Origin of the sequence: Methanoculleus thermophilus, from assembly GCF_001571405.1 — an archaeon.
GTDB classification, from domain to species: domain Archaea; phylum Halobacteriota; class Methanomicrobia; order Methanomicrobiales; family Methanoculleaceae; genus Methanoculleus; species Methanoculleus thermophilus.
In genome coordinates this window covers 91,748-117,997 of sequence record NZ_BCNX01000004.1, presented here as the reverse complement: position 1 = coordinate 117,997, position 26,250 = coordinate 91,748, and the positions used below count along the sequence as shown (strand labels likewise).

The window sequence follows — 26,250 nt, the reverse complement described above, 5'->3', positions numbered from 1 at the left end:
AAATTGTAATATCAGCGGTTAAGTATTGTGCTCCACGCAGAAAAAAACGCATCCTACGACGGCGAATAGACCCGTCGCTGAATACGCGCAGGGGAGTCGATGGTCATTACCCTGGATAACTTACAAGGAAAGAAGGTTTACATCGAGAGTTATGGGTGCACCTACAATCACGCCGACACCCGGAGGCTTGAAGCGATACTGGAAGGTCTCGGCTGCCAATTGACCGGGCCGGACGAGGCGGACGCTGTGATCATAAACACCTGCACGGTGATTGGTGCAACGGAACGTAAGATTCTCCGACGCCTTGCGGCGTTCGCCGACCGGGACCTCTATGTGACCGGGTGCATGCCGCTTGTCCAGGAGGAGTTGATACGATCGGTCTGCACCCCACAGATCATACACCCGGACGAAATCCACAGGCTCTCCAGCGGCGTGGGAACCCGTAGTCCTGGAGCTGTCGGTGTGGTGCAGGTGGCAAGCGGATGCGTCGGCCGGTGCAGTTACTGCGTCACGCGACTTGCGCGAGGACGGTTGAAGAGCGCGCCGCCCGACGAGATCATCAATGCCGTCCGAAACCTTGCCGCATCGGGGGCCTACGAGATCCAGCTGACCGGACAGGACGTGGCTGCCTGGGGACTCGACCGGGGCGAGTCCCTCCCAGATCTTTTGAGGGCGATCTCAGAAGTCCCCGGACGGTTCGCTCTCCGGCTGGGGATGATGCACCCCGCCTCGGTTCTTCGGATCCTCGATCCCCTGGTTGATGCCTATGGGAGCGAGAAGGTCTTTCGGTTTCTCCACCTCCCTGTCCAGTCAGGCTCAGATACAGTTCTAGAGCGGATGCAACGCGGGTACCGTGCGGCGGATGTTTTGACGATCGTCGATACGTTCCGGGAACGCTACCCGGATATGATGATCTCATCGGACTTCATCACCGGCTTCCCCGGAGAGACGGAGGCGGAGTTCCAGGAAACGCTCGAACACCTCCAACGCGCAGCATTTGTGAAGGTGAACATCACCCGCTATTCCCGGCGACCCGGCACACCCGCCGCAGCCTTGAAAGACCTCCCCGAGCGGGTGCGGAAAGTCCGGTCCCGGGCGCTCCTTCGTGAGGGGGACCGGATCTACGACCAGTACAACGAAACCTGGATTGGAAGAGAGACTCCAATCGTTGCAACAGAGAAGAACGCACCCGGATCGACCGTCTGCCGGAACCCGTGCTACCTCAACGTTGTCATCAAAGAGGATCTGCCGTTCGGATTCTCCGGCCGGGCGGTGATCACGGAGAACCACCGGCACTATGTCATCGGGGAGTTGGTCCCGGGCGATGATCGGGGCGAAGTTTAGCCCCACCGAAACTTTTTCTACCGGTGAAGCGCACTGATATCTCATGCAGGAGATCACCGGGCACGAGCTCTCTGCGAAAAAGGCAGAATATCTCAAATACATCCATATGCAGGGCGGCACCGCGAAAACGAGCGAGATCGCCACACATTTCTCGGTCGCGCCCTCGACGGTGACAAAGGCGCTCACGGAGATTGCAAAAGCAGGATACCTCGAGCACTCACCATATCACGGGGTGAAACTCACTCCCCGCGGTGGCGACTACGCCCGGTTTCTGATCCGGCGTCATCGGATCGTCGCCCTGGTGCTCAGCCGGCACGGTCTTGAGCCAGACGAGGCATGCAGGGAGGCGAAAAAGATAGAGCAGTATTTCTCAAAAGACCTCACCGACCGAATGTGCACCTCGCTCGGACATCCGATGATGAGCGTCTGCGGCGAGATCGAGCACGATCACTGCTGCTGCCCTTCAAGTGATGGCCGGCGGTGAGAGCAGAACGTATGTATTCCTGTGCAGAAAAATTTAGACCTCTACCAAATTTAGAGGAAAAGCAATGAGGTCGCAGCGCAAAGGCAACACCGCCCCAATATCCCCTGTTGCAGCCATACTTGCAGTTCTCCTGCTTGCAGCAGTCACGGCAGGGTGTACCGAAACCGGGGAGGAGGGAGAGAAAGATATCGTCGTCGCGGTCACCATACCGCCCGAACAGGAATTTGTGGAGCGTGTTGGAGGCGACCACGTTCGGGTGATCGTGCTCGTGCCGCAGGGAGCCGATCCGCATACCTATGAACCGCCGCCAGGAGTCCTCGCCGGGGTTGCAGAGGCAAAGATGTATGCAGCGGTAGGATCGGGGATCGAGTTTGAACTCGCCTGGATGGATAAGATCGCCTCACTGAACCGCAATATGCTGGTCGTTGACTGCTCGCGCGGCGTCGACCTGATATCGACAGGCGAAGGCAGCCACCAGGGAACCGACCCGCATATCTGGGTCTCCCCGAGGAACGCGAAAGTCATGGTAGAGAATATCTGTGAAGGGCTCATGGAGGTAGATCCGGCAAACGCCGATGAGTATCGCCGAAATGCCGATGCCTACCTGGAGGAACTTGACAGACTTGATGCCGAGATCGCTCGCGCGCTTGCTGAGTCGGGCGTAGAAAAGATCATGGTCTACCACTCGTCATGGGCCTATCTAGCCCGTGACTACGGTCTTGTCGAGGTACCCATCGAGGACGAAGGGAAAGAACCCTCCCCACAGAGGATCGAGCGCCTCGTCACGCTGGCAAGGGACGAGGGGATCAAGGTGATATTCGCATCGCCCGAGCACTCCACCCGGAGCGCTGAGGTGATCGCCGACGAGATCGACGGCACGGTGGTGACGATAAGTTCCCTCGAAAAGGACTACATCGAAAACATGCGCTACGTGGCCTCGGTCTTTGCAGGGAGCAGCGAACCATGAAGAGCCCCGTCATCGAGGTCGATGATGTCTGGGTCAGGCTGCGCGGCCAGACCGTGCTCGAGGGGGTGAGCCTGGCGGTCCACTCAAACGATTTCTACGCAATCATCGGGCCGAACGGCGGCGGGAAGACGACACTCCTCCGGGTGATCCTCGGTCTCCTCACCCCCTGCCGCGGGGAGGTCCGTATTCTTGGTGCCACGGGAGCGGAGATGCGAAAGGATCTCGGCTATGTACCTCAATTCCGGACATTCGACTTCGAGTATCCCATAACCGTGCGCGAGATGGTCCTCTCCGGCCGCCTTGGCCACATCAAGCGCCATCCACGCCGCTATAGTAAGGAGGACAATGCCCGGGCAGAGGAAGCGCTTGAGACGATGCATATCGCCGATCTTGCCGACCGGCAGATCCGGGATCTCTCGGGCGGCGAGCAGCAGCGGGCGATCATCGCCCGTGCACTCGTCAGCGATCCAAAGGCCCTGCTCCTCGACGAACCGACGGTCTACGTGGATGCCCCGACGGAGGCGCAGTTCTACAAAATCCTGGACCAACTCCGCGAACGGATGGCGATCGTCATGGTAACCCACGATATCGGTGTCATTCCTGCACACGTGACCCGGGTTGCCTGTTTGAACCGGCGCCTCTATACTCACGATACAAACGAGATCACACCGGATATGCTCGAAGCCGCATACCGCTGCCCGGTGGATCTGATCGCCCACGGGATCCCCCACCGGGTCTTCTCAAAACACTCGCGGGAGGAGGAGTGAAGATGTTTGAGGTGCTCGGTTTTGAGTTCTTCAGAAATGCTCTCATCGCAGGGGCTCTCGCGAGCATCGCCTGCGGGATCATCGGGACCTATGTTGTGGTTCGGCGGATGGTCTCGGTCAGCGGCGGGATCTCCCATGCGGCCTTCGGCGGGATCGGGCTTGGCTACTTCCTCGGGATAGATCCCCTTCTTGGTGCAACCGGATTCACCGTCGCAACAGCGCTCGGGATGGGGGCGCTCCAGCTCCGGGCCCGGCAGCAGATGGATACGCTCATCGGTGCAGTCTGGGCGGCCGGGATGGCCGTAGGCATCCTCTTCGTCTACCTAACGCCCGGGTTCGCCCCGGACCTCTTCTCCTACCTCTTTGGGAATATTCTCCTTGTGCCGCGGGGGGATATCCTGCTGATGGCGATCCTTGTGGCCGTCATCATCGTCACCGTGGTCTTTCTCTACCGGGAGCTCCAGGCGATCACTTTCGACCCGGATTACGCAACGGTCATGAATCTGCCGGTCGAGCGGCTCTCGCTCCTCCTTCTCGTTCTGATCGCACTAACAGTGGTGATGCTGATTCGGGTTGTTGGGATCATCCTGGTGATCGCCCTCCTCACCCTCCCGGCGGCGATCAGCCGCCTTTATACGACCCGCATCTGGAGCATGATGTTCCTCGCCGCCGTTCTCGGGATCGTATTCACTACGGCAGGGATCTGGCTATCGTATCTCGTGAATGTCCCATCGGGGGCGACGATCATTCTGGTGAGCACGCTCGCGTACGCGGGTGCTCTTGGGGCTGAGCGCCTCCGACAGGGGACTTAACGGGACAAACCGGTGCCCTTATGCCGGCGCGCGCAAGAGATAGGTGAGCAATGGATCCGATCATCGAAGAGGGATACGCCAGGCTCCTTGAGGTCATCGAGGACCTGCGGGCAAAGAATGAAGAGTCGGCCGAAACGATTCGGGAGAACTCAGGGGCCCTCCTTGGGAAGATGGCCGCCGATGCGGCGCCGGTAATCAAGCAGATCGGGCTTGAGATGCTCCGGCGCGCAAAGAGGGAAGCATCCGGCGACCTCTACGATCAGGAGTTTTACGAGAAGAAGATGATCCTCCTCGGGAAAACCGACCCGCTCCCATACCGCCCAGACAACCTGGGCATGCCCGTCGATGCGCAGTTGTGCGTCCTTGACGAGGACGGGATCTTCCATGAGTTGATGTACACGAACACCGAGATCCGGACGGATTCATATCTCAGCTCGCTAACACCGGAGGAAGCTTTCGAGATCTACGGTTACGACCTCGTCTTCATGCTCTACCGGGCGCTGTATGAGTATGCAGAGAAAGAGCAGGAACTGATGGCGGCACTGGCACGGACGATCGAGTACATCCAGTCATAACTTCTGTGACCGCTCTCCCGACAGAAGCCGGGGGTGACCGGCAACCGCACCCCCAGGCACGTGTACTGCAGTCAGTATATCGATCCGGATATCCGTTTTTCCATCTTTTCCGCTTCACCGGCGCCCGAAGATCGGGAACATCGGTTCGGTGAGGTCCCTCCCGGCCTCGAGCGCTTTGAGGGGGTACGATCGTGTCTGCTTCTGACCGGCGGTGTTTTCATACGTGACGACCGCTTTCGCCTCAGAGATCATCGATTCGAGACTGAATCCTGACTCCTCATCCGGTTCGAGCGAGGCAAGCTCGAAATCGATGTTCAAGGGAACAAGGGCAATCCGAATATTCTGCGCCTTTGCGGTCCCCGTATTGGTGACGATGATCTCGCGTGCATCTTCTGAGAGAGTTGCGGTAACGAGGGGATAGTTGCCGGTCTCCTCCATGATACGAAGACTCATCAGGAGAACAAGCACCAGGATCAGGGCAATGAGGGCGATGAAGGGGTCGATGAAGAACAGCCCGAGCGTAATGAGGCCGCCAATCACCAAGACGATCCTCTGGTTCTTATTCATAGAAGAATGGTTGGTTTTCCAGAGATTATAAGAGTAAGTTCCCGGGGAGAGGGCATGATGGATGCTACCCGGGCGCAAGGACTGGAACACCTGCGCAAAACCCGTCTGCCAAGGAGGGCAACACCACCATATACCGTCATGCCAAATGTACATACAGAGACAGTATGCTTGAGTTGAAGTTCGTTCGTGCGCACCCCGAGATCGTCAGGGCAGACCTCACGAAGAGAGGAGACACCGAGAAACTGGCCTGGGTCGACGAGGTGCTGGAGATGGACCGGAGAGTACGGGAACTCACCGTAGAGATTGGGGACCTGCGCAACCGGAAAAACGTTATATCTCGCGAGATCAGCCAGGCAAGGAAGGCCGGACAGGATACCGCGGGTCTTCTAGCGGAGGCGGCGAACCTTCCCGCACGGGTCAAGGAGGCGGAGGCGGAGCGCGACCGCCTTACTGAAGCTGTGAAGTACCGCCTGATGCGGCTCCCGAACATCCTCCACGAGAGCGTGCCCATCGGCAAGGACGATACTGATAACGTCGAGATACGGCGGTGGGGCGAGCCTAAGGTTCCTCCGTTTGAACTGAAAAACCACGGCGCGCTCGCCGTCGAGCATGACTGGGCGGACTTCGAACGCGCGGCAAAGATCGCCGGCTCCGGGTTTTACTTCTTAAAGGGCAGGCTCGCTCTGCTCGATATGGCTCTTCAGCGGTTTGCAATGGACCTCCTTGTCAAGCGCGGCTACACCCCGATAATTCCCCCGTATATGCTGAACCGGGCCGCATACGAGGGCGTGACGGATCTCGCCGACTTCGAGAACGTTATGTATAAGATCGATGGCGAGGACGAGTATCTCATTGCAACGAGCGAGCACCCGATGGCCGCGATGTACAGCGGTGAGATCTTCGAGGAGAAGGATCTTCCGCTCCGGCTGGCGGGCCTAAGCCCGTGCTTCCGGCGCGAGATCGGGGCGCATGGGATCGATACAAAGGGGCTCTTCCGCGTTCACCAGTTCCACAAAGTAGAGCAGTTCATCTTTGCGACGCCGGAGCAGTCCTGGGACCTCCACGAGGAACTGCTGGCGAACGCCGAGGAGGTCTTCCAGCAGCTCGGCCTCCCCTACCGGGTCGTCCTGATCTGCACGGGGGACATCGGGACCGTTGCCGCAAAGAAGTACGACCTCGAGGTCTGGATGCCCCGCGAGGAGCGTTACCGCGAGGCGGTATCATGCTCGAACTGCACGGCTTACCAGGCGGTCAGGCTGAATATCAAGGTGCGCGATCCGACCGAGTTCACCAAGAAGCGCTACGTCCACACCCTAAACAGCACCGCGATCGCGACCTCGCGCGCGATCCGGGCGATCCTCGAGAACTACCAGAACGAGGACGGGTCGGTCACGATCCCGAAGGTCCTCAGGCCCTACCTCTACGGCGAAGAGACGCTGTAGGCAGTTTAAGAGATCCGATCAATACAATTTTTGGAAGGGGCCTGCAGGAGTCCCACCCCTTCAATATACCCTCAACCGCGCGGATCGTGCCCGCCGAAGGCCCGAAAAGCCGCTGCCCGACTATAGGCACGCCCCAGGTGCCTTTTGGGGCAAATAGACAGATATATTTCATAAAATCCGCACATAGGAGGTTATGGCCCCCTTTTCTCGTACAAAGCCTCACTCCGGGTATCTGCAGGACAGCAGACCCATGCAGGGGACAGATGACCATAGCAGTCCTCCGCCCTCGGCGGTGGCCTCCGACCTTGAGTCGATCGTTTCGGCAGGCGTCCGGAATGCCGGCGTTCCCGGAGCCCTGATCGAGATCTCGACACCGGAGTGGACCTGGAACCACGCGGCCGGCAAGGCCTCGCTCTCCCCGGAAATGGCGGCAACGCCGGAGATGCGGTTCATCATCGCGAGCGTGACGAAGACCTTCACGAGCGTCGCAATCCTGCAGCTCGCCGAGAACGGAAAACTCTCGCTCGACGATCCCATCGACCGCTGGCTCCCGGCGGACGTGGCGGAGGCGATCCCGAACTCTTCCGTGATCACCGTCCGTCACCTCCTCGACCACACGAGCGGGATCGCGGACTACGACGAGCATGCGATCCTCCTCAAAGAGTACGAAGACCCCGACACGCCGGTCCCTTACCAGGTGGGGCTGCGGCAGGCCCTCGATGCAGGCCCCCTCTACCCGCCGGGAACGGACTTCACCTACTCAAACGCGAACTACATACTCTTGACGCTGATCATCGACAAGGCGGCCGGCATCCCCTACGAGGACTACGTCACCCGCAAGATCCTCGTCCCGGTGGGGATGAACAATACGTTCGTTCATCGGACCAACCACATCCCCGGCCCGCACATGAGGGCTCTGGAGAGCGACGTCTTCATTGCAAATGCGAACTCGCCTTCCTCCCGCTTACAGGCAATTATGAGCACTCTGGAGAGCGGGGAAGACGGCACCGTCATGGACTTCAGCGACCTCTACATCCAGTTCGACCGCGGCGCCGGGGACATCGTGAGCACGACGGCCGACCTCAACAAATTCCACCGTGCGCTCCGAACGGGTGCGCTGATCGATCCTCTGTCGTTTGCGGCGATGGAGAATGTCTCCCCGCAGTCCCACAAGATCGAGCAGGTGCCCGGACTGGGAGAGATGAGCGTCGGATGCGGTTACGGATACTTCATGCAGCAGAACGCATCGGAGGGCCTGACCCTCTACGGCCATACCGGCGGGTACTACGGCTTGTATACGGCATTGTACTACTGGGCCGAAGGGGACACCTACATCGCGATGAATAGCAACGTTTTGGCGAAAGCGGGCGCGATAAACAAGGAGGTTCTCGTCCCGGTACTCCGGTACCTCAGGGAAAGGAAGGCGGCCGGACGGTAGGCCGGCCTGTTTTCTCCCTTACGGGATCGTCCGGACGATCCGCTCCTTCGTCACAATTCCAGCGATGAACCGGGCGAGGACGAGGAGCGCGAGCCCGACCGCCCCAAGGACCGCCTCTAACGTTACCGAGATGCCCGCCCCACCCGGCACGACTTCCTGTAGCCCGCCGGCCAGGAAGATGAACCCGAAGATGAGGATAAATCCGAGGATCTGATTCTCCCGCATCCCGAGCGCAAGCTGCGCCGCGCCGATGAGTCCGGCCGCGGCGAGGATCCAGACCGGGACGATGACCACGAGGTGGAGGAGGAGCAGGGGTTCGGTGGCGATGGAGGCTCCCAAGATGTTGGAGGCCGCCGCAATGGCCACGCCGGCAGAGAGGAGCATCATCAGGTACGCCGGGACGGCGACCCCGATTGCCTTCCCCTCCCAGAGGCGGCGGAGCGAGACGGGGGCACATAGAAGCGTCTCGATGGTTCCGTCCCGCTTCTCGCGGAGGAAGGTGTCGGCGCAGAAGATGTAACCCATGAAGACCCCGACCGGGAGGGTGATCGCGGCAATACCGCCGGCAACGGCGGCAGCATCTCCCCCGGCGCCCACGGCAATACCAAGGACCGATATGACCGGGAACCAGACGGCAAGGATGAGGGATGCGATCAGAGCGCTCCGGTTCCGAAGGGCAAGTCGCATCTCGCGGCGGGCGATAACGGAGAGCGTTCTCATACCCTGCCCTCCGCCGGGTTGACATACTCGAGATAGATCTCCTCAAGCGATCGGGATGACCGGCGGACCTCTTCTATGCGGAACCCTGCCCTGACGAGTGCCTCGACAAGGTCCGGGGTTGCACCCGGGTCGGTGAGGGTGCAGAGGAGGGCGCCGCTATCTGCATCGCACTCCGCGACGTACGGCAGGCTCACGATGATATCGCGCGCACGGGCGTGCTCGCCCGGATCGGTGAGGGTGACCGTCACGGTCGGGCGGCCGGAGGCGCGGGTGAGGTTTGCCACCGAATCAAAAGCCCGGATCCTCCCTCCCGCGAGGATCGCCACCGTCGAGCAGATGCGCTGGACCTCGTCGAGGTGATGGGAGTTTAAGAAGACCGTCATCTCCTCCCGCCGGGAGAGGTCGAGGATGAGGTCGCGGACCATCCTCTGCGCCCCGGGATCGAGCCCGGAGGATGGCTCATCAAGAAAGACGATCTCCGGCCGGTGAAGTATGGCACGGGCGATCCCGAGTTTCCGCTTCATGCCGGTCGAGAACGTCCCGACAAGGTCGTCACGCCGGTCGGCTAGACCGACGATGGTGAGAAGTTCGTCGATCCGCTCCTTTGGAGCCTCGACATCGTAGAGCCCGGCATAATAGGCCAGGTTGTCCGCGGCGCTCAATCGATCGGAAAGGCCGTTGTTCTCAAAGAGCACCCCCACTCTCCTGCGCGCCTCATCGTTGGAAGTGAGGTCTTCTCCAAGAACCCGGACCATCCCCGCGCCGGGCGCAAGGAGGCCGAGCAGGATCCGGATGGTCGTCGTCTTCCCCGCCCCGTTCGGGCCGAGGTAGCCGAAGATCTCGCCATGCCCGACGGAGAACGAGACATCGCGGAGGATCTCGCGGCCGTCGAAGGACCGCGAGAGACCCCTGACCTCGACGGCATTCATACCTGCCGCCCCCTTGTGCCCCCCGCGACGCGGGGGCGAGAGGGAAGATAGGAGATATCAGAGGTTATGCGGGAAGATTCTCCCGCATGACCGTTACAAACCATGGGAGTACCTCTCAATCGCAAAAGGAATAGATTTTGTGTGGGCGGTAGAATCTGTGGCTCTGCACGGGATCCTTATGATAGATCATCTTGTGGTATCGACAACCGGCCCGGATCGGCACACCGCCTCATCTTCGGTCTGCAGTGGCTGGTGGTGAGTATGCCCCCGGTTCTCATCTCTGATCACAAGCGGCATTGGGTGGGCACCGTCACGGTCATCGCGCTTGAGCACCTCGTCTACCGCAGGCGACAGCAAGATATTGAATGACCTCGTTTTCGCGAAAAAAAGCAACGATGGAGCCTCAAAGAGTTTACCGCAGAGGAGAACTACTGAAAAAGAACAGTGGGCCCGATGCGATTCGAACGCACGACCTCCCGGTTATCAGCCGGGTGCACCACCGGCTATGCTACGGGCCCAAATGCACTCGTATTAGTGCCTACAAATGTTGTATTACAACCCCCTTAAAGGTTGCGCTAAGTTCTATTCCTGAATTGTCCAATATCAGGGATCCGCGGCGAGCACGCGGAAGATACCGTAGCAACAAGCCGCCAACATGGGGATCCCGGCGCCAGGATGAGACCGCACACTCTAGCCCTGCAGAAATACGGAAAAGATGATGGGCCCGATGCGATTCGAACGCACGACCTCCCGGTTATCAGCCGGGTGCACCACCAGCTATGCTACGGGCCCACTAAAGTTACCCTGCAGTTTCTGACATTCAAACACTTAATTTTTTGGATCGATATCCAAACCACTATGTTAAAAACCGACAATAAAAGTACAGTTGAGTTGAACAATGGCAGTACGATACCTACTCGGGAATGAGGGCATTGCGCACGCATGCCTGGAGGCAAATATTGATTTTGCCAGCGGCTACCCGGGAACGCCGTCATCTGAAGTGATCGACGTCCTCCGGGTGCAGAAGGAGCGCCCCTTCACCGTGGAGTGGTCCACGAACGAGAAGGTTGCCTTCGAGAACGCGCTCGCCGCCGCCTGGTGCGGCCTGCGGGCACTCTGCACGATGAAGCACGTCGGGCTGAACGTGGCGGCCGATCCCCTGATGACGAGCGCATACACCGGAGTGACGGGCGGATTTGTCATCCTCTCCGCAGACGACCCCTTTGCGCACAGTTCCCAGAACGAGCAGGATACCCGGCGCTACGCTCATTTCGCCCGGCTCCCCTGCCTCGACCCGGCCTCGGTCCAAGAGGCGCACGACATGGTGCGGGACGCCTTCGCCCTCTCCGAGGAGTTCGGCCTGCCGGTCATCTTCCGCCCCACCACCCGGATCTGCCACTCAAAGAGCGACGTCGACCTTGGAGCGATCGGGACCGAACACCGGAGCGCTACCTTCCAGCGCGACCCAAAGCAGTACGTGGTCATCCCCGCGCATACCCGGGTGTTGCATAAAAGACTGAACGAGAAGCAACCGGCACTCAAGCGGCGCCTGGTCGAACTCGGTTACAACCGCTATACCATCCGGGGCACGACCGCCGTCATCGCAAGCGGCGTCGCCGCCTCCTACGTCCAGGAGGTGCTGCCCGAGAACGTCTCGCTCGCGATCATCGGGGCCTACCCCATCGACGAGGAGTGGCTCAAGGGCTTCGTCGACCAGCACGAGAAGGTCCTCGTCGTCGAGGAACTCGACCCGGTCGTCGAGGAAGCAGTACGCCAGGTGGCGACGAAGACCGAGATCTTCGGAAAGATGACCGGTACTGTCCCATACGAAGGGGAGTTCAACCCGGCGATCGTCGCTTTCGCCCTCGAGAGCGCAGGGATCACCCCCACGACGACCTTCCCCGCGGCAACCCCGGTCCAGGGAGTCCCGCCCCGCCCGCCGATCCTCTGCGCCGGGTGCATGCACCGGCCGACGTTCTATGCCATGCGGAAGGTCTTCCGCGACGGCATATTCCCGAGCGACATCGGGTGCTACACCCTCGGGCTCCAACTCGGTGCGGTGGATACCACCATCTGCATGGGCGCCTCGATCACCGTCGGGAGCGGGATCGCCCGGTCGGGGGAGGAGCGCCCCGTGGTCTCGACCATCGGCGACTCCACGTTCCTGCACACGGGCATTCCAGGGCTCTTGAACGCCGTCTACAACGGCGCCGATATGGTTGTCGTCATCCTCGACAACCGGATCACCGCCATGACCGGTCACCAGCCAAACCCCAACACGGGCCTCACAGCCACCGGGGAGGAGAGCACTCCGATATCGCTTGAAGCGCTCTGCCGGGCGTGCGGGGTCTCCTGGGTCGAGACGGTCGACCCATATAACCTTCCGGTGCTTCTTGACACCTTCCGGAGGGCAAAGGAGCGTAAAGGGGTCCGGGTGATCATCTCAAAGCAGCCCTGCGTCATCACCGCACGAAAGAGCGGGATCAGGCGGAAGGCTTACGAGGTCGATCCCGAACGGTGCACAGGCTGCGGTGTCTGCCGGCCCTTCGGCTGCCCTGCAATGGCGTTTGTCAATGATCGCGCAACGATAACCGAACTTTGCGCAGGATGCGGCGTCTGCGCGGATATATGTCCATCGGGCGCAATTGGTGTGGAGGGACGGCGATGAAGTCTTCATTTGATATCCTGATCGTGGGAATAGGAGGCCAGGGGACGGTCCTCGCCTCGAACGTCCTCGGCGAGGCGTGTATCCTCGAGAACCGTACCGTCCGGAGCGCCGAGACCCATGGTATGGCGCAGCGCGGTGGATCGGTGGAGAGCCACGTCCGGATCGACGGGAAGTTCGGGTCCCTGATTGCCCCGGGAACGGCCGACCTTCTCATCGCCTTCGACCTCCTCGAAGCCCTCCGCTACCGCCACTACCTCCCGCCCGGCGGAAGGCTCGTGGTGAACAGGCGTCTGGTGGTCCCCACATCGGTCTACCAGCAGGCCATAGACGTGCCCGATGAAGAGAGCATTCTCTCCGCACTCGCCGACCTCGAGGTCACCTGCATCGATGCCGCAGCCCTCGCAGAGGAAGCGGGGAGCATCCTCTCGCAGAACATCGTTATGCTCGGGGCAGCGTCGGGCAAGATCCCGCTCAAGCCTGAAAGCCTTGAAGAGGCGGTCCGGATATGCGTGCCGCCTAAGACCGTCGAGGTCAACGTACGGGCCTTCCGGCTCGGGCGAGAGGCGGCTGGACTGAATCCCAGCACGCCTTAAGCGGGAAGGGAGAACGCCCCCACACCCAACTCTTTCTAGATCTGCAAACGCCGCAACCTGTATAACCCACCCCGCCGAGCTGGTACGCCATGAGCGAGCGGGATACTGTTGCAGCACTTAAGCGCCTTGCAGAGGCGAGATCCGAGTTCCGGCTCTCGGAATTGCAAAAAGACCTGGAGCACGGGCAGTCGCTTAAAGATCTTGCCGAAGATATCCGCCTGCACCTCGGCGACCTCGACCTCACGATCACATCTGCCGGCGACGATTACGTGATCAGCCGCCGCCCAAAAGCCGAACCGTTCATGCCAGGCGAAGCCGGGCGGGAACGGCAACTTGCATTCTTCCGGGATCCCGGGGTGCCGGACTACATCCAGAGATTGGTCGAGGCCTACATCGAGCAGAAGACCGGCAAGTCATGGGACGATCCAGTCGTCCTCAACCGGATGGCAAACGCCATCCTCGCCCAGAAGAGCCAGTACTGGAAGGGGCGGGAGGTAAGTTACCGGAAAGCGTACTCGGTCCTCGGCTACCTCGCCTACCACGCGCCCGTCTACCTGGTGCAGTTCGAGCATATTCTCTGGCAGATCATCACCCAGGGGCTCGCGAAGCCCCACATGCGTATCCTCGATCTCGGCACCGGGCCGGGGGTCGTCCCGCTCGCAATCATCGACCTCTACGGGCGGATCGGGGGCGGTTCGGCCGAGATCTACGCCGTCGAACAGTCGGAGGAGCACCTTGAGGCCTACAACGCTCTCGTCCCCGCCGCTGCGGCATCGAAAGGGAACGCTGTGCGAGTGAATAAACCCATCCGAGGAGACATCGGAGCGCTCGACGTCGCAGACCTGCCCGATAGAATAGATCTCATGATCTTCTCAAATGTCTTAAACGAACTCCGCCGCATCGATATCGACCGGCGGGCCGACCTCGTCGCAGGTCTAGCCGAACGCCTCGCACCCGACGGAACGATCGTCATCGTGGAGCCGGCGGACCTTGCCAATTCGACCATGATGCGCCAGACTGTGCGCGCAATCGCGGATCGGGGGTTCTCCATCCACAGCCCCTGCTCGTTCATCTGGGGCGCTACCTGCAACCCCGCACGGTGCTGGACATTCGAGCAGAAGGGCAATATCCGGCCCACGCGGCTGATGGAGCGGCTTGGTGCGGAAAAAGACGGATATCGGTTCGTCAACGTCGATATCAAGTATTCCTCAGCGCTCCTCAGGAAGGATAGAACAGTGGAACACACCTACCGGGTTCCGCCGGGAGCGAAGTTCGCCCGGCTCTCTCAACTCCGCCGCCACCAGGATCGAAAGATCAACGTCGTCGCTTCGCTGATGTCCGGGAACCTCGGCGATACCCGAACAAAGGTCTACAAGGTCTGCGACGGGACGCCTGCAGACCCGACCTACGCCATCATCCCGGCAACGCTGCGCGGCGCAAACCGTGATGCACTTGATGGGCTCACCTATGGGGCAATCGTCCAATTCTACGGAGTCCTCGTCCGCTTCAACCGGGATCATGGCGCATACAACCTTGTCATCCTGCCGGGGACCCGGATCGAGCCGGTCGGATGCCCGGTGGAGGAAGGGGTGGAGGCAGCGTAGACCGATGAAGAGAACTGCAACTCGCATGTATGGGGTCTTGAGGGGGCACGGGCCCAGAGGTGCCCGGGCCCCGTCTTTGCTGGAATGCCGCCTGACGCACTGCTTCCCTTGTACCGAGGATGATGAACAACCGCTGCCTAAGGAAGGAGCCTCCACCACCCAGGGGGTGCGTGGCCCTTTGAGACATAGTACCGCCTGCCGGGAAATACGCGTTCTTCCAGAAACTGCAGGTATTTGAGCAGCGCAGGTGTCTGGGTATGAGGTAGAGGCATGGAGGCATGCCCCTCGGGCCCCACAGGTTCTCAAACTCCGCTCCTCTGGTGCGTCGCAACTCGCACCTAACAGTGCTCGAACCCCGCCCCTGTGGAGCGTCGTCCCTCAAAACCCCCTGTCCAGGACAACTTGAAATGTACTAGCATCCAGTGGCTTCACCTGGCACGGATTCCCCACGGATTCCCGCTGGACATCGCATTAGGGGGGGTGGGGCTGACGGGGAGAATGAGGGGCGGAACGCCCTGAGTTCGACCACCGTCTGGTGGGGAGGGGGGAGTATCCCCCTCCCCTGTCCCCTCCCCCCAAAATGCGATGCCCCCACGGTCCAGTGCATGGGTTTTTGTATTCGCATTTTTGCCATCGCCCCCCGCCAGGCACAAACACACACCACAAACCCACCAAAAATAGGACTACGCCGCCCCTCCCCCACGGAACGGATAGGCGCCCCTGAGCGCATACAGGATCCCGCCGTAACCGAGGCTGACCGCGATGATCCAAACGATTGCCCCGAGCAGTGGAATGAGGATGAGGATCTGCAGAATCACAAACCCAAGGACGAATACCCACACACGTCCCGGCCTCCACTTCGTCCGTGTGATGATGACGTCTCCAAGGGCGTATGCGACAAAGAGTGACGAGAGCAGCATGGCGACGATAAAGAGCAGGCCCCCAACGAGCGCGATGGGGAGACCGATGATCGTGATCGCGACGATGAGGAGGAGAACCGCTGATACAATGATCGCAACAAACCCGACGATCGTCAGAATGACCGGGCTCCTCTCGATCTGCTGGACCACTGCACCAAACAGGTCTGGGAATCCCCAGATCAGCAGATTCCCAAGGATCAGGAATCCGATTGCAACAAGGATCGAGAAGAGCCCGGGTATTGCGAGTCCTGGGCTCCTCTGCTCTTCAAACGTGACGTTTCCGGCAGTTCCGGTGTTGATGAAGGATCCGGCCGAGACACTGAGATTGCCGAGAACCGATCCTGCGTTGGTGACTTCTCCGGCACTGATGAAAGCGTCACGCTCGATGACGCCACCTTCGCCGATCCTGACCGTGCCACCGGTGATGAGAGCGTTCGTTGCATTTCCGTTCAACTCGATCTCACCACCGGCGGCGAGCACCTTCCCGCCGACGTCACCATTGACAACGAGGGTGCCACCTGCCGCAATGACATCACCCCGGACGGGGGCATCCACCGTCACCGTACCGCCCGCGACCGTCAGACTATCTACGGGGGCTTTGACGGTCACAGACCCACCCGAGGCGACCACATCGTCCGGGATGGGCGTATCAAGCACCAGCGGATCTCCGCCAAGAAAGGTAAGCGCCTGGACCCCTGACGGAATGAGCAGCAGAGAGAGGATGATCAGTAGCAGATGCTTCATACAGCAAGGATAGAAGACTTGCCACAAAAAGGTTCGTGTAACGAGAAGGCAGGTAGTCGACTGATACCCGTTGGAGTGAGGAGAGAGGAGATTGGCCCGCCCATCCCCCGGCAAAAAACGGATAACTCAATCCTCACTTCATCAGGACTGCAAGGCGTCTCTTGAGTTCGGCGATCGCCTCATCCCTCCCGCGAACATCCGAGTTCTGGAGCGAATTGATGTTCTCCTCGATCGATGTGGTGAGCCACTCCTTCGGGACGCCGGATGCCGAGAAGAGCTCCTGCCATTCATCGGCTCCGAACGGGATGACTTTAACCAGTTTGCCGAGGATGTTCCAGTCGACAACCTTGTAATCCTCTCCAGTGCTGGTATCCGCGACCTGTATCGACCGGTCATCGTTGCACCTGAGGACCCGGCCATGAATGACGTAGACACTCACCTCGTTCTTATCGGTGAAAGAGATCTGGACCACATCTCCCGGTTGCGGGCTCTCAGGCACCATGTAGAGAGCGATGTCACCCGGATACATCAGGTCGGGCTCGTACCGGTCTACGATCCCGATGTACCCGGTATCGGAGACATAAAGCCGGAGATACTCCTGGTAGAACTTCCGGACAATCCAGTACACCGCTCCCGGATGGGTCTCTGCAAGCTTGAGGAGGAGATTGTGGATGGCACTCGGAATGCTCTCCGGCCGATTCAGCACCTCACGTGCCAGCCTCTCGTACGCCTCCACAACTCCGGCTTCCATCTGTGTGGCTTCTGTCATACTGACAACCCCCGCCGAATAATATGGGTAGTAACATAAAAGTGTTCCTTCGGGATTTTCTCATACATCGCCCGAACCGGTCGCCACACCGGTATCTGGGAGGGGGACTACCGGGAAGACAAAAGAACTACAATACTTATATTCGACAGAGACCATACAGTAAAGCAGAGGATATTGATATGGGTGGCATAAAGGATTCTACATATCATGATGTCCAGAAGACCCTTATCCGGCGGTTCCCCCCCGGTGAGGGATGGCAGTTCACATGGTCCCCCGCCGGCAGCGTGCAGCCGGAGTGTATGCTCTCCCGCCGGGTCGCCGGCAAGACGGAGCGCGTGGCCGTGAGTGTGAAGATGGCGCCAGAGATTCCAGTGAATGCAGTTAAGGCCCTTCAGGATGCCGCAGACTCCGGCAGGTTCGATAAAGCAGTCCTTGTCGTCCCCTGCGGGGCGGATGTCTCCTGTGTTCCGGAAGGTATCGATATCATGGAGATGCCCAGCTGGCAGGTCGTCGACGGCCGCATCGCCTGGTCAAAGAATATCGAGAGGAGCGCGTTCATCCAGGAAGTGCGCGCAAAAAGGGGTCTCGCGTAAAGAGACCACCCATTTTTCTTACATCCCGAAATCAAAGAGCGTCGTTCTTGAAGGATCGACGTCGTGCCAGTCCCACCCAAGCGGTTCGATGATCCGTGAGAGAGGGCCTTTGAGCGTCTTTTCGAGCATCGTCTCCCAATCGACGACGAACTCCGGCGGCACCTGATCGGCGTACTCAAAACAGACCACATCCGTCCGTGGGTACTTCGCCGTGACGGCCTTGATGTAGACGCGTTTAGGCTTGCTGCCCCGCTTGAAGTCGGTCCCGAGATACTTGTTCGAGTACTTGGCGCCGCGGATATGGGCGTCGTCGTTCTCGTAGTTATCCAGATTCTTCCCGATCCCGCCGGGGATACCGACCTCGTCGAGCGAGTACTCCCCGCGGCGGTACTTCCTGATGACATCACGCAGGTACTTCTGTATATCAGAAAATGCGTCCCCGCGAAGGATCATCTCGATGACGGTTCGCTGCACTTCCCGCGTTATCTGCGGCGAGTCGCTCCGCCGGATCTCGAACCCGACGACATCGATCTCATCGACGTCTTTCCCCTCCTTCCAGACCAGGTGCCCGGCGTAGCGCTTCTTCTTACCTGCCTGGAAGAAGCGGCGGTAGACCTTCTCAAACTTGATGGAGAAGTAGTGTGTCTCGGCACCGAGTTCAGCTCTCGCAAAGTCGCCATAACTCTCGTTAAGCCGCGCCTCAATCGCCCTAGCCCGGGCGATGGTCTCCTCGAGGGTTCCCGGAGGCATCTCGACCATACACGAGTCGGTGTCACCGTAGAGGACCTGATAGCCGAGATCGGTGATGACGTTGCGGGTGTGCCGGATGATCGCCCGGCCGACCGAGGTGACCGCGGACCCGATCTCACGGTCATAGAGCCTGAACCGGGCGTAGCCCGAGACCCCGTAGTAGGAGTTCATGATCACCTTCAGGACGTTCTGCTGGAGATCGTAGAGGACGTACTCCGGGGAGCCGAAAGGATACTGGTTGCGCAGGCGTTTACGGTCATCCCGCTCGCGGAGGAGTTCTGAGAGGATGCTCCGCGTCAATCCGTCGGGCTCCCGGGAGAATCGGATACCGTTTGGAGCACGCAGTTCGCCGTCCGGGTTCTTCGTCTCGGGCGAGGCGTTGATCGTCATCATCGCCATAGGGTAGAGTGATTTTAAGTCGAGGACCACCACGTTCTCCCGTAGACCGATGGTCGGTTCAAAGACGGTCGCGCCCTCAAACTCGTCCCCCGCGGCGAGTCCCTTGGAGGGGAGGACAAACCTGCCAAAAGCCTTCCGAAGAACGTAGATATCGATGACGTTTGACGAGTTCAGTGTTCTATCGAGCGGGCATCCGACATACCGGGCGATCTCCCGGTAAAACTCGATGATATTGTTCTTTTTATCGATCCCGACACAGAGTTCGACGTCCCGGCAGTTGTAATCGACAAGCCGTGCAGGGTCGGAGCGCCAGAGCGATGTGACCGTTCCGCTGTAGCGGATCTTCGTCACCCCGAGTTCGTCTTCGGCGATAGCATCGAGCCGGTAGGACTCCTTCTGGGCCTGGTGCATCTTCCGGTAGGCGGCGAGGAGATCGAAGATTGCCCGTCCGCGAATGGCGTCACGCATGGTCTGACCGGGTAGGCGTGCGAGATCCTCGCCCCGGAGCTTGAGCACAGCCATCCGTTGCAGGATGTAAGGGATATCGAACTCCACAAAGTTCCAGCCTGAGAGGATGTCCGGGTCGTGTTCCCTGATGTACTCGATGAGCCCTAGAAGCATCGCCTTCTCGTCCGGGTAACGGATGACACGGTGACGCTCATTGGTGCGGAGCTGCGGATCCTCGACGGGTGCACTGCCCGGCACGCCGCCGGGCTGCCAGAGAAGGGTTGTATACTCCTCATCAAAAGAGTCCCAGCAGGTGATGCAGATGATGGGGTCACGCTCAGCCTCAGGAAAACCATTCTCGTCCACGCACTCGATATCCATGATACAGGTGCGTGCTGGAGCAGAAACATCACACGGAACGAGTTCGCGGTAGTCTATGGTGGTGACCCCGGCGGGGAGTTCCACGCCTGCGGAGAGACCGCAGTCTATCATGAATCGGGTGGCAAACGGGATGTCTGCCTCAAAGTGAGGCTGGTAGTGGTCACGGATCTCTCGCACGTCGCTTGGGCGCCGGGTATAGAGCCGCCGCAACGGTTCGCCGCGGATGGAGTAATACACCTTCTCCGACTCCACCTCGGCGATCAGCGGGGGGAGTTCTTTTTTGTCCACCTGCGCCACGGGGGCGTAGAAGTAGGGCCGAAAATCGGTGACGTCGATCCTCGCTGCATTCCCCAAAGGATCCCGGCCGAAGATATGGATGATCGGAGTATCGACACCAACGCTGTACTCGACCTGGTGGATGGCGATCCGGGTCTTTCCAAAGTCGTCCAGGGTTGTCGGAATATCTGACTCTTGCATAGAATTAACCATCAAGTCTCCTGCAGAGGTCCTGCACAAATGCTCCTGCCTCGGCCATCTTCGCCTCCTCCCATGGGTCGAGGTCCCATTCCTCGATACCAATAACCCCCTCACGGCCAATTCTCGCGGGGACACCGAGGGAGCACCCGGAGAAGCCGTATTCGCCATCCAGCACGCACGAACAGGGGAGCAGTTCACGCCGGTCCTCAAGGATCGCCCGGATCAGCATGGTGATGTGATAGGCCGGGCCAAAGACCGTGCCGCCCTTGCCGCGGATCACCTCCATGCTTGCACCCCGCATCCGGGAGAGGATTGCTTCCCGCTCCTCAACGCCGACGTTCACACCGGTCCTCGAGAAGAGGGGCACCTGGTGCTCCCCGTGCTCTCCGATAACCCAGGCGGGCCCGGATACCCCGGCTTCATTGAGATAAGTTGCAAGACGGGCGCTATCGAGTTGACCGCCAAACCCGATGCACCGCTGCCGATCAACGCCCATCATCTTCCAGAGGCCGTAGTTGTTTGCATCCATGGGGTTTGTGATGGTGATGACTACGCCGTCAAATCCACGCAAGAACTCGCTGCAACGCTTCACCACCGGCACATTGGCTTCGAGAAGGTCCGCCCGTGTCTTTATCTCGGGCGTCCGTGGGGTGCCCGCCGCAAATACGAAGATATCGGCCTCCCGCATCGCCGCCGTATCGGTAGAGATCGTGACATCGATTCCCGTATGCTGCAGGTCAAGCACCTGTGCCTGTAGAAGGGGCTCGTAGACGTCGTAAACGACGATCTCGTCAGCGAGACCGAGCACGGCAGAGAGGAACGCCGTCTCACCCCCCACCTTTCCTACACCTAATATTGCGAGCGAGGTCATAGTATCGATCCAGATCCTAATATCCAAGATTATGCGCGCAAAGAGATCACGCTTCACGGAGAATAACGATCCGGCAGGGAAAAGGGACGTCTTACCGCCTTCCGTATCGTCATCTGGGCTCCGGAGAGCGAAAGCTCACTTCTTCTTTGTTAGTACACTTGGCGCGAGAATATAATAATACTCTACTCCCATCTTTTTTCAATGGTTGCGCTTTATCCTGGCCCTATCGAGGTTGGTGGTATCCAATTGAAGAACCATCTTCTGCTGGCGGCCGGCATCCTCGGAACCACCGGGGCGTCGCTCGCCCGGATCCTGCAGAACGGTGCGGGAGGCGTGGTCACGAAGTCCATCGGCCCGAGCCCAAAGGTTGGGCATCCGGGACCCTGCCTCGTCGTCGTCGACGGCGGGATCATCAACGCCATGGGTCTTCCGAACCCCTCGACTGCGTTCGTAGATGAACTGGCTGTCCTCCACGGCGAGCCGGTGATCGTGAGCATCTTCGGGGGAACGCCGGAAGAGTTTCGGACGGTCGCCGGGTGGTTCGTCGGGAAGGCCTCGGGATTCGAGTTAAACCTCTCCTGCCCCCACGCGGAGGGGTATGGGGCGGCAATCGGGAGCGACCCGGCTCTCGTGGAGGAGTGCACGAGGGCGGTGGCCTCCCTCGGGGTCCCTACATGGGTGAAACTCACGCCAAACGTCACTGATATCACCGAGATCGGGGCGGCCGCGGAGCGCGGCGGGGCGGATGCGATCGTTGCGATAAACACGGTGAAGGCAATGCGGATCTCGACGGCTCTCCGCCGGCCGGTGCTCGGGAACCGCTTTGGAGGGCTCTCAGGGAAGGCGATCTTCCCCATCGCCGTTCGGTGCGTCTACGATCTCTACGAGTCCTGCTCCATCCCGATCATCGGGTGCGGTGGGGTCTCCACCGCCGATAACGTCATCGAGATGATGATGGCCGGGGCAAGTGCCGTTGAGATCGGGAGCGCTATCATCGACGACATCAGTATCTTTGCCACGATTGCAGAGGATCTCTACAGTCCAGACGGGATCGACGCACGTGAGATTGTGGGGTGCGCCCATGCATGAACAGATGCCCCATGGGGTTAAAATAACAGAGATTGTAGAGGAGACACCGTCTATTAAGACGTTTATCTTCGACCGAGAGATCGTTGCCCGGCCGGGGCAGTTCGTGATGGTCTGGGTGCCTGGTGTGGATGAGATCCCGATGGCCCTCTCCACGCCGTCCTCGATAACCGTCCAGAAGGTGGGGGACGCAACCGCTGCCCTCTTTGCCATGCACGAGGGCGATAAGATAGGTCTCCGGGGCCCATACGGAAATGGATTTGCGGTCTCGGGGCGGACGCTTGTTGTCGCCGGCGGCGTCGGTGCTTCCCCGCTTCTTTCGCTCATCACGGCAGGGCAGGCGGATACCGTCCTCCTCGGCGCACGAACGGCCCGAGAACTCCTCTTTGCGGATAAGATACGTGATTATGCGACGCTGATGGTCGCGACCGACGACGGCACCGCCGGCCATCACGGGTTCGTGACCGAACTCATATCCAGAGTGGACCTCGCTGATTTCGCCCACATCTGCGTCTGCGGGCCCGAACCCATGATGAGGGCGGTGCTCGCCATCCTTGACCGGGAAGGGTGTGCCGAACGGGGACAGTTCTCTCTTCACCGTTACATGAAGTGCGGAGTAGGTCTCTGCGGCTCGTGCTGTATCGACCCGCACGGCCTGCGGGTCTGCAGAGACGGCCCCGTCTTCACCGGAGATCTCCTGCTCGAGAGCGAGTTTGGACACCATGCACGCGATGCAAGCGGGAGCAAACATAAGATCTAGCCACCCAACCAAAAAACCAAAAAGCCTGGAGAGGGGGATCAGGCTATGAAATCCTTCTGCGGCTCCAGGAGGAGGGAGATGACGTTTTCCACGCATCCAAGCACCATTGAGGCAAACGAGACATCTCCCTCTGAGATCTGAGCATTTGCCCCGACAACGCCCTCAGAGGTATCATTTTCGGTTGGGACTGGTGTCGCGTTATTCTCCGCTGGAGTGGGGAATTCACCCGGATCTTCCGTTACCTCTTCCGGCTCCTCGCTCTTGAGCAGGGCAGCATCCCGCGTGAAGAGACGGACGAACCGATCACTCCCCCCGACAACCAGGAACGTGCCATCAGGCGTCGCAGCAATCGAATCCGCACGGCTGTTGAGGGTGATCTCCTGGATCTTGCTTCCCGTGCGGTTGAGGACATAGACCGTCCGGCCGGACGCCGCGAAGACCTCTCGGGCCTCGTTTGTCAGCGCCGTCGAGAGGACGGCATCGTTGGTGGGGTACTTCCAGAGATGCTCCCCCTGCCCTGTGGAGAGGTAAACACACCGGTCAAGCGACCCTGCTGCGACGAATCGGCCGTCCGGGGTGAGGGCGACCCCTCCGAGGGGCTTTCCAGTACCGTAACTCCAGGACTCTCCTTGCCGGCTATTGAGATAGTAGACTCCGTGGTTATCGCAACCGACAACAATAACGCGGCCGTTATCCGATATTGCAATACTGTGAGTATCGGTCCCCATATCATAGTCCCAGAGAGTCTTCTTATTCTTGTCAAAAAGATAGACCGCACCATTATCGCACCCGGCAGCGATGTACGTGCCGTTAGACGAGATTGCCACGTCATTGTAGACAAACCTCGTCTTTTCAGTCCAGAGCAGGTCTCCGCCTCTCTCAAAGAGATAGAGTTTATCAGCACCGACACCGATGTATGCCCCTTCAGGCGATATTCCGACACCTTTTACTCGCGAACCGACAGTAGTCTTCCAGAGAACGGTTCCATCCTGATCCAGAAGGTATACCATCGAGCCTGCACTGGCAACGACGAGAGATCCGTCCCGTGTGATTGCCACAGAACTCACGGCATCGTTGACCCCTCTCTCCCATAGAGGGGCATAGGTCTGCTCCGCAGCAGAAGCCAACCCGCACAGAACAGCAACAAGACAGCACAATAGCAGGAATGATGTAGCAAGCCTGCTGGCCCGGGATCTGCGGATCGGGAATGCGGCGGGCTCCGCGCTCACCGGATCTCCCCGACCTCTGAGAGTAGAGAATACCGGAATCACTTCCCCCGATGACATCAGACCCAGACTTATCAGAGAAGACATATATTCTTTTGGGAAATCATGCCTGCTCCAAACCCCCGGCCGATTATAACTCGCGCCCGTCATTCCGTTTCATATGCAAGGGGCGTTCCGGGTATCCCGGATAAACTATAGAAGAGTGATCGGTTCAGCAAAGGGGATCCGTGAAGCCCGGCTCCTGGACCCTGATGGGTGATAGGATTGAGGATGCCGAAGCGTGAATCCGTTTCTATTTCCTGTGCGAAGTATGCCGGAATCTCGCCCGGGGCAATACAATAGGGTGAAAAAATACCGGCCCGCTCACGGCGAGGACTGCCCGGTCCCATCGACTTCACAATGCCTCTCGGACCGGTCAATCGACTCCAGGTCTTCCAGGTTATTGATGTTTGTGAACGTCAGCAGGTCAGGATCGATCTGCCGGATCGCCTCCACGCTCACATACCGGGTGTTCAGGCTCCAGATCATCGGCCGGAGAGAGAGTGATTCATGCTCCTCCAGGTATTCAATCAACGCACTACGTCGGTAGACCGCATGGAGCGGCTCGAGCATATCGGCGTTCCAGCTGGGAATGGCAGCATCGTACCCGACTGCAGCATCAAAGAGCATCTCCACCACTCCCGGGTGAACACAGGGCATATCACAGGCGGCAACGAAGATATACTCGCCATGTACTGCGAGTGTTCCCGCATGCAGGCCGCCGATGGGACCAAGACCCTGCCGGATGTCCGATGTGCACCTGACGCCCTGGAGGTGGCTAAATCGTTCGCACTGCTCGGGGTCGCGTGCAACTACCACAATCTCGTCCACTACTTCCCGCAGAGTATCGATGAGACGTTCGATGAACGTCTTGCCCTGGAACGTGAAGAAATACTTCTCCCGTCCACCAGCACGCCGTGCCGCACCTCCAACGAGAACAATCGCAGACCGCATACCGCACTACCTTTAGAGACGTTCCCGGAAACGGATCAATTCAGCGATACAGGAGTTATAGGGTGCATCGATTCCGTGTTTCCGGGCGAAAGTCACTATCGCGCCGTTCATGAAATCGATCTCCGTTCTCCGTCCGAGGGAGAGGTCCTGAAGCATCGACGAATGATGGGCGGCCGTCGCCGGGAGCTGACGGGTCCGGAGATACTCTAAGTACGCCTCCGGCGTCTTCCAGGGAAGGGAGACACCCTCGGCATCAACCACCCGATAGGCCTCCTTGACGATCTCGGTGACGATCGTCCAGGCATGCGGATCGGTGAGCGCACCGTAAGGGACATTCATCACAGCGCCCAGCGGGTTTAATGCGCAGTTATAGAGAGTCTTCGACCATATATCGGCCCTGATACTATCGGTCGCCTCCGCCTTGATGCCGGCCTTCCTGATGAGGGCCGCAAGGGATTCGACTGCTTCGTCAGTGCCGGATGGATACCGCCCCAGTTTCATAGGCGCCGCCTCGACCGAGACATGGACCGATGCATCGCCCCGCCACTCGAACCCGGTGATGATCATGCCGCCGATCATCCGGTCGGTGAACCGCCCGATGATCTCCTCGTTTCCGATCCCGTTCTGGAGGCTCACGACCTCGCGCCCCTTGATAGCATCAGCAAACTGGCGGCATATCGCCTCGGTATCGGTCGATTTTGAGGTGATGATGTAGTAGTCTGCCTCCTGCCATGCGCTCGGCAGGTCGTCAGAACAGCTGAAGCGGTATGTACCCTCCCCCCAGATTCCAGTCAGCAGAAAACCCCGTTCACGTATCGCGTCGGCATGCCGCCTCCTGGCAACGGCATGGACCTCCGCGACACGGGACAATTTTGCGGCAACGGTCAGGCCGACCGCCCCTGCACCCAGGACTGCGATCTTCAT

Annotated in this window: 24 protein-coding genes and 2 tRNA genes; 14 read left to right on the top strand and 12 right to left on the bottom strand. The window is 59.6% G+C overall.

Features of this window, described 5'->3' with window-relative positions; translation table 11 throughout:
* Positions 1 to 99: 99 nt before the first annotated feature.
* From MCUTH_RS02435 to MCUTH_RS02410, 6 genes are all read left to right on the top strand, one after another.
* Positions 100 to 1,344 (top strand): tRNA (N(6)-L-threonylcarbamoyladenosine(37)-C(2))-methylthiotransferase, encoded by a 1,245-nt coding sequence (locus tag MCUTH_RS02435; RefSeq protein ID WP_066955016.1) that lies wholly within the window; start codon positions 100 to 102, stop codon positions 1,342 to 1,344.
* A gap of 43 nt (positions 1,345 to 1,387) precedes the next feature.
* Entirely contained in the window at positions 1,388 to 1,828 is a 441-nt protein-coding gene (locus MCUTH_RS02430) for a metal-dependent transcriptional regulator (RefSeq protein WP_066955014.1), read from the top strand.
* A 64-nt stretch (positions 1,829 to 1,892) separates the two neighbouring features.
* Positions 1,893 to 2,795 carry a metal ABC transporter solute-binding protein, Zn/Mn family gene (locus MCUTH_RS02425; protein ID WP_066955011.1) on the top strand — a complete coding sequence of 301 codons (903 nt, stop codon included), beginning with the start codon at positions 1,893 to 1,895 and terminating at the stop codon, positions 2,793 to 2,795.
* Positions 2,792 to 3,562 (top strand): metal ABC transporter ATP-binding protein, encoded by a 771-nt coding sequence (locus MCUTH_RS02420; RefSeq protein ID WP_066955008.1) that lies wholly within the window; start codon positions 2,792 to 2,794, stop codon positions 3,560 to 3,562. Before MCUTH_RS02425 ends, MCUTH_RS02420 begins: the two co-directional genes overlap by 4 nt.
* A 2-nt stretch (positions 3,563 to 3,564) precedes the next feature.
* On the top strand, positions 3,565 to 4,374 hold the full coding sequence (locus tag MCUTH_RS02415; protein ID WP_066955005.1) for a metal ABC transporter permease: 810 nt from the start codon (positions 3,565 to 3,567) through the stop codon (positions 4,372 to 4,374).
* A 50-nt stretch (positions 4,375 to 4,424) separates the two neighbouring features.
* Positions 4,425 to 4,949, top strand: a complete 525-nt coding sequence (locus MCUTH_RS02410; protein ID WP_066955001.1) for a hypothetical protein — start codon at positions 4,425 to 4,427, stop codon at positions 4,947 to 4,949.
* A 114-nt stretch (positions 4,950 to 5,063) separates the two neighbouring features.
* On the opposite strand, the gene MCUTH_RS02405 is transcribed toward MCUTH_RS02410, so the two are convergent.
* Positions 5,064 to 5,516: a hypothetical protein gene (locus MCUTH_RS02405; protein WP_066954998.1), complete on the bottom strand. Its 453-nt coding sequence runs from the start codon at positions 5,514 to 5,516 to the stop codon at positions 5,064 to 5,066.
* A gap of 164 nt (positions 5,517 to 5,680) precedes the next feature.
* On the opposite strand from MCUTH_RS02405, the gene serS reads away from it, so the two are divergent.
* Together serS and MCUTH_RS02395 are read left to right on the top strand one after the other, a co-directional pair.
* Positions 5,681 to 6,958 (top strand): serine--tRNA ligase, encoded by a 1,278-nt coding sequence (serS, locus tag MCUTH_RS02400; protein ID WP_066954996.1) that lies wholly within the window; start codon positions 5,681 to 5,683, stop codon positions 6,956 to 6,958.
* Positions 6,959 to 7,151: 193 nt separating this feature from the next.
* Positions 7,152 to 8,396 carry a serine hydrolase domain-containing protein gene (locus MCUTH_RS02395; RefSeq protein ID WP_083524726.1) on the top strand — a complete coding sequence of 415 codons (1,245 nt, stop codon included), beginning with the start codon at positions 7,152 to 7,154 and terminating at the stop codon, positions 8,394 to 8,396.
* Positions 8,397 to 8,414: 18 nt separating this feature from the next.
* Here MCUTH_RS02395 and MCUTH_RS02390 read toward each other — a convergent pair whose 3' ends face one another.
* The 4 genes from MCUTH_RS02390 to MCUTH_RS02375 all read right to left on the bottom strand — a co-directional run bounded on the left by MCUTH_RS02390 (position 8,415) and on the right by MCUTH_RS02375 (position 10,837).
* A complete protein-coding gene (locus MCUTH_RS02390) occupies positions 8,415 to 9,116 on the bottom strand; it encodes an ABC transporter permease (protein WP_066954994.1) in 702 nt (233 codons plus the stop codon).
* Positions 9,113 to 10,045, bottom strand: a complete 933-nt coding sequence (locus tag MCUTH_RS02385) for an ABC transporter ATP-binding protein (RefSeq protein WP_066954992.1) — start codon at positions 10,043 to 10,045, stop codon at positions 9,113 to 9,115. The genes MCUTH_RS02390 and MCUTH_RS02385 overlap by 4 nt, the downstream gene beginning before the upstream one ends.
* 445 nt (positions 10,046 to 10,490) lie before the next feature.
* Positions 10,491 to 10,563, bottom strand: a tRNA-Ile gene (locus MCUTH_RS02380).
* Positions 10,564 to 10,764: 201 nt separating this feature from the next.
* Positions 10,765 to 10,837: transfer RNA gene (locus MCUTH_RS02375), tRNA-Ile, on the bottom strand.
* Between the two features lie 106 nt (positions 10,838 to 10,943).
* Here MCUTH_RS02375 and iorA point away from each other — a divergent pair.
* The 3 genes from iorA to MCUTH_RS02360 all read left to right on the top strand — a co-directional run bounded on the left by iorA (position 10,944) and on the right by MCUTH_RS02360 (position 14,910).
* Positions 10,944 to 12,713 carry an indolepyruvate ferredoxin oxidoreductase subunit alpha gene (gene iorA, locus MCUTH_RS02370; RefSeq protein WP_066954989.1) on the top strand — a complete coding sequence of 590 codons (1,770 nt, stop codon included), beginning with the start codon at positions 10,944 to 10,946 and terminating at the stop codon, positions 12,711 to 12,713.
* Positions 12,710 to 13,306, top strand: coding sequence for an indolepyruvate oxidoreductase subunit beta (locus tag MCUTH_RS02365; protein WP_066954987.1), 597 nt, complete (start codon positions 12,710 to 12,712; stop codon positions 13,304 to 13,306). The genes iorA and MCUTH_RS02365 overlap by 4 nt, the downstream gene beginning before the upstream one ends.
* A gap of 89 nt (positions 13,307 to 13,395) precedes the next feature.
* A complete protein-coding gene (locus MCUTH_RS02360) occupies positions 13,396 to 14,910 on the top strand; it encodes a small ribosomal subunit Rsm22 family protein (RefSeq protein WP_224732748.1) in 1,515 nt (504 codons plus the stop codon).
* 683 nt (positions 14,911 to 15,593) lie between these two features.
* On the opposite strand, the gene MCUTH_RS02355 is transcribed toward MCUTH_RS02360, so the two are convergent.
* Positions 15,594 to 16,574: a bactofilin family protein gene (locus MCUTH_RS02355; protein WP_066954984.1), complete on the bottom strand. Its 981-nt coding sequence runs from the start codon at positions 16,572 to 16,574 to the stop codon at positions 15,594 to 15,596.
* A gap of 133 nt (positions 16,575 to 16,707) precedes the next feature.
* Complete coding sequence (locus MCUTH_RS02350; protein ID WP_066954982.1) at positions 16,708 to 17,343, bottom strand: hypothetical protein; 636 nt, start codon at positions 17,341 to 17,343, stop codon at positions 16,708 to 16,710.
* A 179-nt stretch (positions 17,344 to 17,522) separates the two neighbouring features.
* On the opposite strand from MCUTH_RS02350, the gene MCUTH_RS02345 reads away from it, so the two are divergent.
* Positions 17,523 to 17,936, top strand: a complete 414-nt coding sequence (locus MCUTH_RS02345; RefSeq protein WP_066954979.1) for a hypothetical protein — start codon at positions 17,523 to 17,525, stop codon at positions 17,934 to 17,936.
* 18 nt (positions 17,937 to 17,954) lie between these two features.
* Here MCUTH_RS02345 and MCUTH_RS02340 read toward each other — a convergent pair whose 3' ends face one another.
* Both MCUTH_RS02340 and MCUTH_RS02335 read right to left on the bottom strand, forming a co-directional pair.
* Positions 17,955 to 20,390: a DNA-directed DNA polymerase gene (locus MCUTH_RS02340; protein ID WP_066954976.1), complete on the bottom strand. Its 2,436-nt coding sequence runs from the start codon at positions 20,388 to 20,390 to the stop codon at positions 17,955 to 17,957.
* A gap of 4 nt (positions 20,391 to 20,394) precedes the next feature.
* Entirely contained in the window at positions 20,395 to 21,261 is an 867-nt protein-coding gene (locus MCUTH_RS02335; protein WP_066955442.1) for a malate dehydrogenase, read from the bottom strand.
* Positions 21,262 to 21,462: 201 nt separating this feature from the next.
* Between MCUTH_RS02335 and MCUTH_RS02330 the strand changes: the two genes are divergently transcribed.
* Both MCUTH_RS02330 and MCUTH_RS02325 read left to right on the top strand, forming a co-directional pair.
* Entirely contained in the window at positions 21,463 to 22,350 is an 888-nt protein-coding gene (locus MCUTH_RS02330; protein WP_066954973.1) for a dihydroorotate dehydrogenase, read from the top strand.
* Positions 22,343 to 23,107, top strand: a complete 765-nt coding sequence (locus tag MCUTH_RS02325) for a dihydroorotate dehydrogenase electron transfer subunit (protein ID WP_066954970.1) — start codon at positions 22,343 to 22,345, stop codon at positions 23,105 to 23,107. Before MCUTH_RS02330 ends, MCUTH_RS02325 begins: the two co-directional genes overlap by 8 nt.
* Before the next feature lie 38 nt (positions 23,108 to 23,145).
* On the opposite strand, the gene MCUTH_RS02320 is transcribed toward MCUTH_RS02325, so the two are convergent.
* From MCUTH_RS02320 to MCUTH_RS02310, 3 genes are all read right to left on the bottom strand, one after another.
* Entirely contained in the window at positions 23,146 to 24,165 is a 1,020-nt protein-coding gene (locus tag MCUTH_RS02320; RefSeq protein WP_224732749.1) for a WD40 repeat domain-containing protein, read from the bottom strand.
* Positions 24,166 to 24,696: 531 nt separating this feature from the next.
* Positions 24,697 to 25,326 carry a molybdenum cofactor guanylyltransferase gene (gene mobA / locus MCUTH_RS02315; protein ID WP_066954964.1) on the bottom strand — a complete coding sequence of 210 codons (630 nt, stop codon included), beginning with the start codon at positions 25,324 to 25,326 and terminating at the stop codon, positions 24,697 to 24,699.
* Between the two features lie 12 nt (positions 25,327 to 25,338).
* A complete protein-coding gene (locus MCUTH_RS02310; protein WP_066954961.1) occupies positions 25,339 to 26,250 on the bottom strand; it encodes a ketopantoate reductase family protein in 912 nt (303 codons plus the stop codon).

What these genes read in the sequence shown, in the direction of transcription:
- MCUTH_RS02410 (WP_066955001.1), top strand. Translation starts at nt 4,425, where the DNA reads ATGGATCCGATCATCGAAGAGGGATACGCCAGGCTCCTTGAGGTCATC.
- MCUTH_RS02310 (WP_066954961.1), bottom strand. Translation starts at nt 26,250, where the DNA reads ATGAAGATCGCAGTCCTGGGTGCAGGGGCGGTCGGCCTGACCGTTGCC.
- MCUTH_RS02415 (WP_066955005.1), top strand. Translation starts at nt 3,565, where the DNA reads ATGTTTGAGGTGCTCGGTTTTGAGTTCTTCAGAAATGCTCTCATCGCA.
- MCUTH_RS02395 (WP_083524726.1), top strand. Translation starts at nt 7,152, where the DNA reads ATGGCCCCCTTTTCTCGTACAAAGCCTCACTCCGGGTATCTGCAGGAC.
- mobA (WP_066954964.1), bottom strand. Translation starts at nt 25,326, where the DNA reads ATGCGGTCTGCGATTGTTCTCGTTGGAGGTGCGGCACGGCGTGCTGGT.
- MCUTH_RS02340 (WP_066954976.1), bottom strand. Translation starts at nt 20,390, where the DNA reads ATGCAAGAGTCAGATATTCCGACAACCCTGGACGACTTTGGAAAGACC.
- MCUTH_RS02385 (WP_066954992.1), bottom strand. Translation starts at nt 10,045, where the DNA reads ATGAATGCCGTCGAGGTCAGGGGTCTCTCGCGGTCCTTCGACGGCCGC.
- MCUTH_RS02360 (WP_224732748.1), top strand. Translation starts at nt 13,396, where the DNA reads ATGAGCGAGCGGGATACTGTTGCAGCACTTAAGCGCCTTGCAGAGGCG.
- MCUTH_RS02420 (WP_066955008.1), top strand. Translation starts at nt 2,792, where the DNA reads ATGAAGAGCCCCGTCATCGAGGTCGATGATGTCTGGGTCAGGCTGCGC.
- MCUTH_RS02430 (WP_066955014.1), top strand. Translation starts at nt 1,388, where the DNA reads ATGCAGGAGATCACCGGGCACGAGCTCTCTGCGAAAAAGGCAGAATAT.
- MCUTH_RS02435 (WP_066955016.1), top strand. Translation starts at nt 100, where the DNA reads ATGGTCATTACCCTGGATAACTTACAAGGAAAGAAGGTTTACATCGAG.
- MCUTH_RS02325 (WP_066954970.1), top strand. Translation starts at nt 22,343, where the DNA reads ATGCATGAACAGATGCCCCATGGGGTTAAAATAACAGAGATTGTAGAG.
- MCUTH_RS02390 (WP_066954994.1), bottom strand. Translation starts at nt 9,116, where the DNA reads ATGAGAACGCTCTCCGTTATCGCCCGCCGCGAGATGCGACTTGCCCTT.
- MCUTH_RS02345 (WP_066954979.1), top strand. Translation starts at nt 17,523, where the DNA reads ATGGGTGGCATAAAGGATTCTACATATCATGATGTCCAGAAGACCCTT.
- serS (WP_066954996.1), top strand. Translation starts at nt 5,681, where the DNA reads ATGCTTGAGTTGAAGTTCGTTCGTGCGCACCCCGAGATCGTCAGGGCA.
- MCUTH_RS02405 (WP_066954998.1), bottom strand. Translation starts at nt 5,516, where the DNA reads ATGAATAAGAACCAGAGGATCGTCTTGGTGATTGGCGGCCTCATTACG.
- MCUTH_RS02355 (WP_066954984.1), bottom strand. Translation starts at nt 16,574, where the DNA reads ATGAAGCATCTGCTACTGATCATCCTCTCTCTGCTGCTCATTCCGTCA.
- MCUTH_RS02330 (WP_066954973.1), top strand. Translation starts at nt 21,463, where the DNA reads ATGGTTGCGCTTTATCCTGGCCCTATCGAGGTTGGTGGTATCCAATTG.
- iorA (WP_066954989.1), top strand. Translation starts at nt 10,944, where the DNA reads ATGGCAGTACGATACCTACTCGGGAATGAGGGCATTGCGCACGCATGC.
- MCUTH_RS02365 (WP_066954987.1), top strand. Translation starts at nt 12,710, where the DNA reads ATGAAGTCTTCATTTGATATCCTGATCGTGGGAATAGGAGGCCAGGGG.
- MCUTH_RS02425 (WP_066955011.1), top strand. Translation starts at nt 1,893, where the DNA reads ATGAGGTCGCAGCGCAAAGGCAACACCGCCCCAATATCCCCTGTTGCA.
- MCUTH_RS02335 (WP_066955442.1), bottom strand. Translation starts at nt 21,261, where the DNA reads ATGACCTCGCTCGCAATATTAGGTGTAGGAAAGGTGGGGGGTGAGACG.
- MCUTH_RS02350 (WP_066954982.1), bottom strand. Translation starts at nt 17,343, where the DNA reads ATGACAGAAGCCACACAGATGGAAGCCGGAGTTGTGGAGGCGTACGAG.